The organism is Streptomyces sp. NPDC004721, assembly GCF_053601495.1.
On sequence record NZ_JBSGBZ010000057.1, the window covers coordinates 37,507 to 48,869 of the forward strand.

The following is an 11,363-nucleotide window of genomic DNA, read 5'->3' on the forward strand; positions in this document are numbered from 1 at the left end:
CGGTCAGCGGTCTCCGACGAGCCGTACGAAGTCGCGTTCGTTGCGCTCGGCGCGGCGCACGTACCAGCGGGCGAGCAGCACCAGCGGGGCGTAGAGGCCGAAGCCGAGGACCGCCCACTTCAGCCGGCGGGCGTCGGGGGCCGCGGCGAACACCAGCGGCAGGGGGCCGACAAGAAGCACGAGCACCGCGAACACCGTGAGGGCGGCCCGCAGTTGGCTGCGCATCAGGGAGCGGACGTAAGTGTGGCCGAGGGTGGTCTGCTCGTCGATCTCCGTGCGCGGACGGTAGTGGACCGGGGCCCGGCGGGTGCGGCGGGGCGGCCCGGTGACGACGACACGGCGTTCGGTCGGGTCCTGCGGCATGGCGTACGGCTCCCTAGCGCGCGGTCCGGCGTATCAGCAGCTCGCGCAGTTCCCGCGCGTGCCGTCGGCTGACCTGGAGTTCCTCGGTGCCGACCAGGACGCTCACGGTGCCCGCGTCCAGGCGGAGTTCACCGATGTGGCGCAGGGCCACCAGGTACCGGCGGTGGATGCGGACGAAGCCGCGGGAGCGCCAGCGCTCCTCCAGGGTGGACAGCGGGATGCGCACGAGGTGGCTGCCCTTGCCGGTGTGCAGCCGGGCGTAGTCGCCGTGCGCCTCGACGTGGGTGATGTCCTCGACGGCCACGAACCGGGTCACCCCGCCGAGTTCGACGGGCAGATGGTCGGGATCGGGCTCGCTGACGGGTATTCGCGGGGCGGTGCCGCGTAGTTGGGCGGCGCGGCGGACGGCCTCGGCGAGGCGTTCCGTGCGGACGGGCTTGAGCACGTAGTCGACGGCCTTGAGGTCGAAGGCCTGCACGGCGAAGTCCTCGTGGGCGGTGACGAACACGATCAGCGGCGGCTGGGCGAACCCGTTCAGCAGCCGGGCCAGGTCGAGGCCGTCGAGGCCCGGCATGTGGATGTCGAGGAAGACGACGTCGATCGCGTCGGGTCCGTCCGGGCCGGACTCCAGCGCCCGGTTGATGCGGCGCAACGCCTCGGTCGCGTCGCCGGCGCCCTCCACGCCGGCGATCCGGGGATCGGCGTTCAGGAGGTACAGCAGTTCCTCGAGCGAGGGGCGTTCGTCGTCGACGGCGAGGGCGCGCAGCATGAACGTGGAGTGTAGGGGCGAAAAGCACGCTGTGACATGTGCCGGGCACCGACGTCCGCGCTGGATACAGTGCCGCCATGAACAGCAGGCAGGCCCCGTTCGACGAACTCGACCGGAAGATCCTCACCGCTCTGATGGCGAACGCACGGAGCAGTTTCGCCGAGATCGGCGCCGCCATCGGCCTGTCCGCGACGGCCGTCAAGCGGCGCGTGGACCGGCTTCGCGAGAGCGACGTGATCACCGGGTTCACGGCCACGGTGAAGCCGGCGGCGCTGGGCTGGCGCACGGAGGCGTACGTCGAGGTGTACTGCGAGGGCGCGGCCCCGCCGCGGCGGCTGGCCGAGGTGGTGCGCCACCATCCGGAGATCACGGCGGCGATGACGGTGACGGGCGGCGCGGACGCGCTGCTGCACGTGCGGGCGCGGGACGTGGAGCACTTCGAGGAGGTGCTGGAACGCATCCGTACCGAGCCGTTCATCCGCAAGACGATCAGCGTGATGGTGCTGTCCCACCTGCTGCCGGACAGTCCTGAGGCGGGCGCCAGTCAGCCCGCTCCGCCGGACGCAGCAGACGTGCGCTGAGCCGTCGACACACGCAGCATTCCTGCTTGAACGCGCAGCTTTTGTTTCTTGTCGTCCGTCTTCGCCACTTCCTACCTTTGAGTCACCCCAGTCGACCCCCAGGAAGCGGAGGGACCCCTCTGTGCCCGAGACCCGTGTGCCGCGCCGGCGGCGCTTCCTCGTCTGCGAACCCAGACACTTCGCCGTGCAGTACGCGATCAACCCCTGGATGCGTCCCGACGTCCCCGTGGACGTGTCCCTGGCCCAGGCGCAGTGGCACGAGCTGACGCGCGTCTACCGCGCCCACGGCCACAGCGTCGACACCGTGGAGCCCGTGCCCGGCCTGCCCGACATGGTCTTCGCCGCCAACGCGGCGGTGGTCGTGGACGGCCGCGTCTTCGGCTCCCTCTTCCACGCGCCGGAGCGCCGTCCGGAGTCCCTTCCCTACGACACGTGGTTCAAGTCGGCCGGCTTCGACGTCTACCGTCCCGAGGCGGTGTGCGAGGGCGAGGGCGACTTCGTTCCGGCCGGCCGCTGGATCCTCGCCGGCACCGGTTTCCGCACCACCCGTGAGGCCCATCGGGAGGCGCAGGAGTTCCTCGGCGCCCCGGTGATCGGCCTGACCCTGGTGGACCCGTACTTCTACCACCTGGACACGGCGCTGTTCGTCCTCGACGACGAGGGCGAGGGGAACATCGCGTACTACCCGGACGCGTTCTCGCCGGGCAGCCGCGAGGTGCTCGCCCGGTTGTACCCGGACGCGCTGATCGCCACCCGCGAGGACGCCATGTCCTTCGGCCTGAACTCCGTCTCGGACGGACACCACGTCTTCATCTCGCCCGGGGCCACGGCCCTGGCCGAACAGCTCGCCGACCGCGGCTACGTCCCCGTCCCCGTCGACCTGTCCGAGTTCCACAAGGCCGGCGGGGGAATCAAGTGCTGCACCCAGGAGATCCGCTGATGACCGCACCTGCCCGTACCCGTACCTCCGCAGAGCTGATCCAGGCCGAGGAGCCGGTCCTCGCGCACAACTACCACCCGCTGCCCGTGGTCGTGGCCGGCGCCGAGGGCGCCTGGGTGGAGGACGTCGAGGGGCGCCGCTACCTCGACATGCTGGCCGGTTACTCGGCGCTCAACTTCGGTCACCGCCATCCCGTGCTGACCGAGGCGGCCCACCGCCAGCTCGACCGGCTCACCCTGACCTCGCGGGCGTTCCACAACGACCGCCTCGCCGAGTTCGCCGAGCGGCTGGCGCCGCTGACGGGGCAGGACATGGTGCTGCCGATGAACACCGGCGCCGAGGCGGTGGAGAGCGGCATCAAGGTCGCCCGCAAGTGGGCGTACGAGGTCAAGGGCGTCCCGGCCGACCGGGCGACGATCGTGGTCGCGGCGGACAACTTCCACGGCCGTACGACGACGATCGTCAGTTTCTCGACGGACGAGACGGCGCGGTCGGGCTTCGGGCCGTTCACTCCGGGCTTCAAGATCGTCCCGTACAACGATCTGGCGGCCATGGAGGCCGCGATCGACGAGACGACGGCGGCGGTGCTGATCGAGCCGATCCAGGGCGAGGCCGGCGTGCTCATCCCCGACGACGGCTACCTCGCCGGCGTGCGGGAGCTGACCCGCCGGGCGGGCTGCCTGTTCGTCGCGGACGAGATCCAGTCGGGCCTCGGCCGCACCGGGCGCACCCTCGCCGTCGAGCACGAGGACGTCGTCCCGGACGTCCTGCTGCTGGGCAAGGCCCTCGGCGGCGGCATCGTGCCGGTGTCCGCGGTCGTCGGGTCCCGGGAGGTGCTCGGGGTGCTGCGGCCCGGTGAGCACGGGTCGACGTTCGGCGGCAACCCGCTGGCCGCGGCGGTCGGCACGGCGGTGGTCGGGCTCCTGGAGACGGGCGAGTTCCAGCTCCGGGCGGCGGAGCTGGGCAAGGTACTGCACGAGGGGCTCGTCCAGCTGGTCGGCCGGGGTGTCGTCGGCTTCCGCTCACGGGGCCTGTGGGCGGGCGTGGACGTGGATCCGGCGATCGGCACCGGGCGGGAGATCAGCGAGCGCCTGATGCGCGAGGGCGTCCTGGTCAAGGACACCCACGGTTCCACGATCCGGCTGGCGCCGCCGCTGACCATCACCGAGGCGGAGCTGCGCTCGGCGCTCGCCTCCCTGGAGAAGGTGCTGGCCGACTGAGGCGCACACCGGCGCCGGACGCACACCGCCGGAGCCTTCCGGCGGTGTGCGGCGTCCCGGTTCGGGCTCCGTCGCAGCCGAGGGCGCCGGCCGGATCGCCTGGCCGGTGGTGGACCGGCTGGTGCCGGGCTGGTCGGTCGTGGGCTGGTCGCCGACGGGCTGGGTACCCGCTTCGATGAGTGACTCTTCGAGGAGATGACTCCCATGCTGCTCATCGGCCTGCTCCTCCTCGCGGCGACGGCCGCCTTCACCGGCCTGGCCATCGCCGACAACCTGTCCGGCGGCCCGCAGTACCCGGTGTCGATGCTCGGCAACCACATCGCCACCATGAACACGCTCGAGGTCTTCAGCGCGGGCCTCGCCCTCGCCCTGCTCTTCTGCCTGGGCGCGAGCCTCCTGACCGGTGCCGCGACGCACCACCGGCACGCGCACCGGGCCCCGCGCCGCTACGGCGGCGGGCGGGACACCGGCTCGCTGAACGAGCCCACGGGCCGGGACGGCCGCTGACGCCCACGGCCGCATCCGTAAGACCGGTGCCGGTGGTGAGCGCGCGTGCCCGTGGGGAGCACGTGTGTCCAGGGGCCGGCAGGTGGGCCTCGTGGACAGCGCGCGTGACGCCGTCAGTCCTCGCGTCGCCTGCGCCGCAGCAGGTGCCACACGATCAGCGCGACGACGAGGACCCCGAGTGCCACGAGCACGTACACCTCGTAGCGGCGGATCTCGTCGTAGACGGTGCCGATGTGCGTGCCCGCGGCGTAGGCGAGGGTCACCCACAGGCCCACCCACAGCGCCGCGCCGAGCGCGTTGAAGGCGAGGAACCGGAGCCAGTGCATGCCCGTGGTGCCGGCGATGATGCCGTTGGCCTGGCGCAGTCCCTCGATGAACCGGGCCACCACGACGACCTTGCCGCCGTGCCGGCCGAAGAACCGCTCGGCCGTCGCGAACCGCTCGGGCGTCAGGAAGATGTACCGGCCCCAGCGGTGCACGAAGGGGCGTCCGCCGAGATGGCCGACGAGGTAGCCGATGTTGTCCCCGACGACGGCCGCGGCGAACGCGATCAGGGCCACGGCCACGACGTCGAGCTGCCCGGCCCCGGCATACACCCCGGCCGCGATCAGGATCGTCTCGCCCGGGGCCGGGACGCCGAAGTCCTCCACCAGGACCACGGCGCCGACGGCCCAGTAGCCGTAGTGGCTGAGCAGCGGTGCCAGGTGCGCCAGCGGACCCGGAAGCGGAGGGGCCATGCCCACACCGTACGACGGCGCGCGAGCGGTCACCGGCAGGCACGGCAACGCGCCGCCGCGTACTTCCGGAACTCGGACGGCGCCCCGCGACCCCGTCACGGCACGATCGGCCGGCCCGTCACGGTCTTGGGCCTCGGCGGTGCGTAGCTGCGCACCTTGCTGGTGCTGAGGCCGAGCCGGACGAGCCCTTCGGCGAGGGTGACCGCGGCGGCGACGCCGTCGACGACGGGAACGCCGGTGGCGGCACTGATCTTCTGGTCGAGCCCGGCCATACCGCCGCAGCCCAGGCAGATCACCTCCGCCCGGTCCTCGTCGACGGCCCTGCGGGCCTCCGTCACGATCGCGTCGGCCGCGCGCGCCGGATCCGCCTCCAGCTCCAGCACCGGCAGCCCGGAGGCCCGCACCGAGGCGCACCGCTCGTTCAGCCCGGCGAGCGGCAGCCGGTCCTGGATCTGCGGCACGGCCCGGTCCAGGGTGGTGACCACCGAGTACGTGCGGCCGATCAGCATCGCCACCTGCGCCGCCGCCTCGGTGATGTCCACCACCGGGACGTCCAGCAGTTCCTGGAGGCCCTCACGGCCGTGCTCGCCGAACCCGGCCTGGATCACCGCGTCGTAGGGCTCGTCGTAGCGGACGATCCGGTCCATCGCGGCGACGGCGGCCAGGTAGCTCAGGAAGTTGCCCTCCACCGACTCCGGTCCGACGACGGGGTGACCGCGGCGCCGGCCGGCTCGTCGATCAACGGGCCGGATGGGCTGCGGGCCTGGGTGGGTTCTCGTCGGACCCCAGCCGGTCAGGACAGGTGTACTTCGGTGCCGATGCCGTGACGTCGGGCGGCGTCGACGACGAGCCGGGCCGCCACCACGTCCTGGATGCCGACCCCGACCGAGTTGTAGAGCGTGACGTCGTCCTCGGAACGCCGTCCGGGGGCCCTGCCGGTGATGACGTCGCCGAGTTCGGTACGGAAGTGCTCCGGGGTGATCGCCCCTTCCCTCATCGGGATCAGCACCTCACCGGACTCGTGGGAGGACACCGAGAAACTGTCGACCACGACACGGCTGCGCACGATGCCCGCCGTGTCGATCTCCCGGTGGTCCGGCCGCGGCGGCGCGCCGACCGCGTTGACGTGCAGACCTTGGCCGAACCACTCCCCCCGCACCACCGGCTTGCGCGACGGCGTCAGCGTGCACAGCACCTCCGCCGCGCGCACCACCTGCTCCGGATCGTCGACGACCTTGACCGCGTACCCCTGCCCGCGGGCGTGCTCGGCGAACGCCTCGACGGTGGCGCGGCTCCTGCTCCACACCAGCACCTGGTCGATGTCCATCACCCGGGCAAGCGCGGCGAGATGGGCGCGGGCCTGGGCTCCGGCGCCGATCAGGCCGAGGGTGCCCGCGCCCTGGCGGGCCAGGTGCCGGGTGGCGACGGCCGACGCCGCCGCGGTGCGCAGCAGGGTGATCGGGGCGCCGTTGAGGACCGCTTCGCAGGTGCCGGTGTCGGGGTCGATGAGTGTGATCACCGACTGCTGGACCGGCAGTCCCCGGTCGGCGTTGGGCGGGGTGTCGGTGAGGAGTTTGACCCCGGCACTGGACAGCGGGTCGACCGCTGCGACCATCGGCACCAGCAGTCCGGCCCCGCCGGGCAGTTCCATCGCGGACCGGTCGGGCTGGCGTGCCGTGCCGGTCGAGAGGGCCGCGTGGGCCTGCTCGACGACGTGCATCACCTCGCCCAGGTCCAGCAGGCTCGCGACCTGCGCGCGGTCCAGCACCAGCAGGGGTGCCCGGCCGGTACCCGTCTGGTCCGTCACGGCGTCACCTCGGCGGGGATGCGCAGTACATCAACCGCCGCAGCGCCGGCTGAGTTGATGGACGTGTCGCCGGAACCGGAGCCACCGGTGTCCGGAGTGGGGGAATCCGATCTGTGCAATGGAGCCGATCTCCTTCAGGGGACGCTCGGGCTCCGGAGAGGAGCCCAGGCACGAGACAGCCCGGGAGGACGCGAGGGGCCGGGCTGCTGAGAGGCCACCTGAAGGCCTCTGGTGACACAATTAGCAGTCATCTGATGACTTCGTGAAGAGGCGGGATGAAGAAGATCGAGCGAGTCTCTCTGGTCGAAGCCGCGAGCAGGCAATTGCGGGCGCAGATCGAGAGCGGCCACTGGGAGGTCGGCCGGCGGCTGCCGTCGGAGGGTGAGCTGGCCGAACGCCTCGGCCTCAGCCGCGTGTCGATACGCGCCGCCGTCCACGGCCTGGCCCAGATGGGACTGCTCACCACCCGCCAGGGCGACGGCACCTACGTGGCCGCCAGGGACGCGACCGACGTGGCGATACGTCGCCGGCTCGACGACGCCGACGACGGCGACGTCCTCGAAGTCCGCCGCGGCCTGGACATCCGCGCCGCCGGACTCGCCGCCACCCGCCGCACCCAGCACGACATCACCGCCCTCGACGACGCGCTCGCCCGGCGTGCCGCGGCCGGAACCGCGGGCGACGAAGCCGCCTTCGTCGCCGCCGACGTCGACTTCCACCTCCACGTCGCCCGCGCGTCCCACAACGAACTCCTCGTCGAGCTCTACTCGACCTTCACCAGGGCACTGGCCGACAGCATCCGCGACGACCGCTGCCTGAAGGTCTTCACCCAGGGACGGGACACCTGGCACAACACCCTCGCCACGGCCATCGCCGAAGGCGACGCCGACAAGGCCACCACCGCCTCACTGGCCCTGCTGCGGAACGGCCCGGCGGCGACCCGGGATCGCTGATGGCGCGTCACATCGGTATCACCGAGGAGAACATGAGCCGATCCGCGCCAGGGCTGACCGCCTGCTCGGCCCAGATGGTCTTCCCTCGCTGGCTGTAGCGGCTGCCCCAGCGGGTGCTGAGCTGGGCCACGAGGAACAGGCCCCGGCCTCCTTCGTCGGTGGTGTGGGCGCGGCGCAGGCGGGGCTGGGTGTTGCTCGGGTCGCTGACCTCGCAGACCAGGACGTCCTCGTGGATCAGCCGCAGTCCGATGGGGCCGCCGGCGTAGCGAACGGCGTTGGTGACCAGTTCGCTGACCACGAGCTCGGTGCTGAAGGCGATGTCGTCGAGCCCCCACGCGGCCAGCTGGCGGGTGGTGGCATCCCGGGCGTCGGACACGCTGGCGGGGTCCGCGGGGAACTCCCAGTGGGCGACGGACTTCGCGGGGACCGCGCGGGTGCGGACGAGCAGCAGCGTGATGTCGTCCCTGGGCGGATGGTCGTCGAGGCCGGCGAGGAGCGCGCGGCCGATCTCGTCCAGCGGCCGGTCGGGGCGGCAGTGGGCGGCGAGGCGGTCGGTCAGCCGTCGCAGTCCGGCGTCGGTGTCGCCGTCGTCGCCCTTGATCAGTCCGTCGGTGTACAGGGCGAGGACGCTGCCGGGCGCCAGATCGAGCGTGGCGGTCTCGAAGGGCATCCCGCCGACGCCCAGGGGCGGGCCGGGAGAGAGGTCCACGGGTCGGGCCGTGCCGTCGCAGGGGGAGACGACGGGCATCGGATGTCCGGCGCTGGCGAGGGCGCAGCGGCGGGCGACCGGATCGTAGAGGGCGTACAGGCAGGTGGCGCCGACGGTGTCCCGGTTCTCGGGGGCGGCCTCGCCCGCGAGTCGCTGCACCAGGTCGTCGAGGTGGGTGAGCAGTTCGTCGCAGTCGAGTTCCAGGTCGGCCAGGGTCTGCACGGCGGTGCGCAGCCGGCCCATGGTGGCGGTGGCGTGCAGGCCGTGACCGATGACGTCGCCGACGACGAACGCGGCCCGCAGCGAGGGCAGCGAGAGGACGTCGAACCAGTCGCCGCTGATCTCCGCTCCGCCGCCCGCGGGCCGGTAGACGCCGATGGTCTCGGCGGCCGGGGTCGCGGTGGTCGCGCGAGGGAGGAGGCGCCTTTGGAGCGCGACGGCGGCACGGTGCTCCCGTGTGTAGCGGCGGGCGTTGTCGACGCTGAGCGCGGCCCTGGACGCGATCTTCTTCAGCAGGTCCGCCTCGTCCTCGTCGAAGGACTCCCCCTGCTCGTTGCGGCTGATCCCGACGACTCCGAGCACCGTGCCGCGCGCGAACAGCGGTGCCACGGCGAGCCAACGCGCGTTCTCCGGCACCAGCAACTCGATCAGCTGCGGCTCGCCGAACATGGCGCTGATCGTCTCGCTGTCGACGACGACGACGTCGCCGCGCTGGACCGCGAGCAGGGTGGGAATGTCCGGTTGCCGGGGCGCCGCCGCGCCCTTCTGGAGCAGACGAGAGGGCCACGTCCCGTCGGCCGAGGCGACCGCGACCCGTCGCCAGCTCAGCCAGGCGCCGCCGAGCACGTTGGCGGGCTCGTCCCCCTCGATGACGGGGTCCGCCAGCTCCACCCAGGCGAGGTCTCCGAGCGCGGGGACGAGGACGTCGACCAGGTCCTGCGCGGTGCACGCGACGTCCAGTGAGCCGCCGATGCGGGTGGAGGCGTCGCGCAGCAGGTCCAGGTGGTCGCGCGTCCGCTGCTGCTCGGTGATGTCGGTGACCAGCGTGACGACGCCCGCGGGCTCCCCCTGCGCGTCCTCCAGCCGGAAGGCGGACAGGGAGAGCGTCCGGTGCCGCCCGGGAAGGAGCGGCGAGCACACGTCCTGCGCCTCCCCGATCAGCGGCGTGCCCGTCTCCAGCACCCGGCGCAGGGCCGCCTCCGCGGCTTCGGCGTTCCTGGCGTTGGCCACCTCCCTCATCTCCACGCCGGCGGCGCCGGGAGTTCCGCCGAGCGTCTCGAGGGTGATGTTGGTCCGTACGAGGGCCAGGTCCGTATCGCGGAGGGTGACCCCCATCCGGGCCTGGGCGAAGAGCGCGCGCAGCAGCGACAGGCCCTGTTCCCGCTCGGTCGCGTCGGCCGCGGGGGCGGCCAGGGCCAGCAGTTCGGAGGATCCCTCCAGGCGCACGATCCGGAAGGCGACCTCCACGGCACGGCCTGAGCGGTGCCGCAGCAGGGTCCGGCCGGCGGCCGGAAACCCGTCCGCCGCGAGCGCGCAGTGGTGCGGCTCGTCGGGGGCATCGGCGAGAAGCTCCCCGACCGGGCGGCCGCAGACGTGCTCGGCCGGGTGGCCCAGGAGGTCGGCCGCCGCGCGGGACCACCGCACGACGGTCCCGGCTTCGTCGAGCACGGCGGCTGCCACGGCGCCGAGGGCAAGGGCGCCGGCGGGGTCGAACCCGTTCATCTCGCTCCTCGCTGGCGGTCGAGCCGCCCGACAGGCTCGTCCCCATTATCGGCGATTTCGGGCAGCCCGCGCCTCCGCTCCCCCGCCGGGCCCGCCCGGCGTCCCTGGTCCGGAACGGGGTCGTCGGCCCCGCAGGCCCCGCACACGGCGACGGCCGGGCCGGCCGGGGTGCACGCCCCTCGCCGCCCCGGCCGCCGCCGTCCAGCGGGCCGTCGGGAGCCGCCCTCAGATCGCCGCCGCGGCGCTCACGCGTCCTCTTCGTCGCCGCCTTCGAGGATCGCCAGCGCGGCGCTGGTCGCGGCGACCGGGTCGCCGGCGCTCACCGCCTCGAACAGAGCGCTGTGGAACGGGTCCTGGCCGGCCTCGTCCATGCACCGGCCGGCCTTGACGGTCTCCCGCAGGGCGTCGCTCATGTTCCGGTACAGGTCCCGGAGCAGCGGGTTGTGCGCGGCCTCCGCGACACACAGGTGGAAGTCGACGTCGGCGTCGGTGAACGCGTCCAGGTCGGCGGCCCGCCCCGCGGCGGTGCGCCGGTCCATGGCCTGGCGGAGCGCCGTGAGGTCCTCCTCGGTCCGCGCGGTGGCGGCCAACCGGGCCGCGACGATGTCCAGGCCTCGCCGCACGTCGAGGATGTCGCCGGCCGTCACGCCGCCGAGGTGCCGACGGAGCGCGATCTGGCCCTCGTCGGTGGCGGTCACGTAGGTGCCGGCGCCCTGGCGGGTGCTCAGCAGTCCGGAGTGCACCAGCACGCGGACGGCTTCGCGGACCGAGAGCCGGCTCACGCCGAGGGACTCGGCCAGCTGGCCCTCCGGCGGGATCCGTTCGCCGACCTGCCACGCGCCCTGGGCGATCTCCGCGCGTAGCTCACTGATCACGGTGTCGACGATCGACACGCGCCCCACCGCTTCCATCCGGCCCCCTTCTCCGTCATCCGACGACGTCAGAACCCTAGGAAGCCCCAGAGCCCAGCCGCCTTCGGCCATCGGCAGGAAGGTGTACATGCGGCCGTGGGTGAGCGGCACGTCGAGGCGCAGCGCGACCGCCACCCATGCCTC

At 72.8% G+C, this 11,363-nt stretch carries 11 protein-coding genes and 1 pseudogene; 5 read left to right on the forward strand and 7 right to left on the reverse strand.

The annotated features are described in order from the left end of the window. Positions 1 to 3 precede the first annotated feature (3 nt). Both ACWEK3_RS34575 and ACWEK3_RS34580 read right to left on the reverse strand, forming a co-directional pair. Complete coding sequence (locus ACWEK3_RS34575; RefSeq protein WP_361414690.1) at positions 4 to 363, reverse strand: hypothetical protein; 360 nt, start codon at positions 361 to 363, stop codon at positions 4 to 6. 13 nt (positions 364 to 376) lie between these two features. Next, positions 377 to 1,132, reverse strand: coding sequence for a LytR/AlgR family response regulator transcription factor (locus ACWEK3_RS34580; RefSeq protein WP_361414692.1), 756 nt, complete (start codon positions 1,130 to 1,132; stop codon positions 377 to 379). Positions 1,133 to 1,209: 77 nt separating this feature from the next. Between ACWEK3_RS34580 and ACWEK3_RS34585 the strand changes: the two genes are divergently transcribed. The 4 genes from ACWEK3_RS34585 (at position 1,210) to ACWEK3_RS34600 (ending at position 4,380) form a co-directional block, all read left to right on the forward strand. Next, complete coding sequence (locus tag ACWEK3_RS34585; protein WP_361414694.1) at positions 1,210 to 1,713, forward strand: Lrp/AsnC family transcriptional regulator; 504 nt, start codon at positions 1,210 to 1,212, stop codon at positions 1,711 to 1,713. 121 nt (positions 1,714 to 1,834) lie between these two features. Further along, positions 1,835 to 2,653 (forward strand): dimethylargininase, encoded by an 819-nt coding sequence (gene ddaH, locus ACWEK3_RS34590; protein WP_376606687.1) that lies wholly within the window; start codon positions 1,835 to 1,837, stop codon positions 2,651 to 2,653. Beyond that, positions 2,653 to 3,873 carry an ornithine--oxo-acid transaminase gene (rocD, locus tag ACWEK3_RS34595; protein WP_453251467.1) on the forward strand — a complete coding sequence of 407 codons (1,221 nt, stop codon included), beginning with the start codon at positions 2,653 to 2,655 and terminating at the stop codon, positions 3,871 to 3,873. The genes ddaH and rocD overlap by 1 nt, the downstream gene beginning before the upstream one ends. Positions 3,874 to 4,077: 204 nt before the next feature. Then, positions 4,078 to 4,380, forward strand: coding sequence for a hypothetical protein (locus ACWEK3_RS34600; RefSeq protein ID WP_450542507.1), 303 nt, complete (start codon positions 4,078 to 4,080; stop codon positions 4,378 to 4,380). Between the two features lie 113 nt (positions 4,381 to 4,493). Here the strand turns inward: ACWEK3_RS34600 and ACWEK3_RS34605 are convergent, their stop codons facing one another. From ACWEK3_RS34605 to ACWEK3_RS34615, 3 genes and pseudogenes are all read right to left on the reverse strand, one after another. Further along, positions 4,494 to 5,117, reverse strand: a complete 624-nt coding sequence (locus ACWEK3_RS34605; RefSeq protein ID WP_450542509.1) for a DedA family protein — start codon at positions 5,115 to 5,117, stop codon at positions 4,494 to 4,496. A 95-nt stretch (positions 5,118 to 5,212) separates the two neighbouring features. Beyond that, positions 5,213 to 5,827 (reverse strand): annotated as a pseudogene (locus tag ACWEK3_RS34610) (aspartate/glutamate racemase family protein); the annotation flags it as partial. An 83-nt stretch (positions 5,828 to 5,910) separates the two neighbouring features. After that, complete coding sequence (locus ACWEK3_RS34615; protein ID WP_450542511.1) at positions 5,911 to 6,924, reverse strand: ornithine cyclodeaminase family protein; 1,014 nt, start codon at positions 6,922 to 6,924, stop codon at positions 5,911 to 5,913. 275 nt (positions 6,925 to 7,199) lie between these two features. Between ACWEK3_RS34615 and ACWEK3_RS34620 the strand changes: the two genes are divergently transcribed. Beyond that, complete coding sequence (locus ACWEK3_RS34620; RefSeq protein ID WP_450542512.1) at positions 7,200 to 7,877, forward strand: FadR/GntR family transcriptional regulator; 678 nt, start codon at positions 7,200 to 7,202, stop codon at positions 7,875 to 7,877. A 7-nt stretch (positions 7,878 to 7,884) separates the two neighbouring features. On the opposite strand, the gene ACWEK3_RS34625 is transcribed toward ACWEK3_RS34620, so the two are convergent. After that, positions 7,885 to 10,308, reverse strand: coding sequence for a SpoIIE family protein phosphatase (locus ACWEK3_RS34625; RefSeq protein WP_453251468.1), 2,424 nt, complete (start codon positions 10,306 to 10,308; stop codon positions 7,885 to 7,887). A gap of 245 nt (positions 10,309 to 10,553) precedes the next feature. Then, positions 10,554 to 11,363 (reverse strand): FadR/GntR family transcriptional regulator (locus ACWEK3_RS34630; protein ID WP_453251469.1); only part of this gene is annotated, 810 nt, incomplete at its 5' end.

Excerpts from the sequence above, each read along its gene's own strand:
- ACWEK3_RS34575 (WP_361414690.1), bottom strand. The coding sequence starts at position 363 with ATGCCGCAGGACCCGACCGAACGCCGTGTCGTCGTCACCGGGCCGCCC.
- ACWEK3_RS34580 (WP_361414692.1), bottom strand. The coding sequence starts at position 1,132 with ATGCTGCGCGCCCTCGCCGTCGACGACGAACGCCCCTCGCTCGAGGAA.
- ACWEK3_RS34585 (WP_361414694.1), top strand. The coding sequence starts at position 1,210 with ATGAACAGCAGGCAGGCCCCGTTCGACGAACTCGACCGGAAGATCCTC.
- rocD (WP_453251467.1), top strand. The coding sequence starts at position 2,653 with ATGACCGCACCTGCCCGTACCCGTACCTCCGCAGAGCTGATCCAGGCC.
- ACWEK3_RS34600 (WP_450542507.1), top strand. The coding sequence starts at position 4,078 with ATGCTGCTCATCGGCCTGCTCCTCCTCGCGGCGACGGCCGCCTTCACC.
- ACWEK3_RS34605 (WP_450542509.1), bottom strand. The coding sequence starts at position 5,117 with ATGGCCCCTCCGCTTCCGGGTCCGCTGGCGCACCTGGCACCGCTGCTC.
- ACWEK3_RS34620 (WP_450542512.1), top strand. The coding sequence starts at position 7,200 with ATGAAGAAGATCGAGCGAGTCTCTCTGGTCGAAGCCGCGAGCAGGCAA.
- ACWEK3_RS34625 (WP_453251468.1), bottom strand. The coding sequence starts at position 10,308 with ATGAACGGGTTCGACCCCGCCGGCGCCCTTGCCCTCGGCGCCGTGGCA.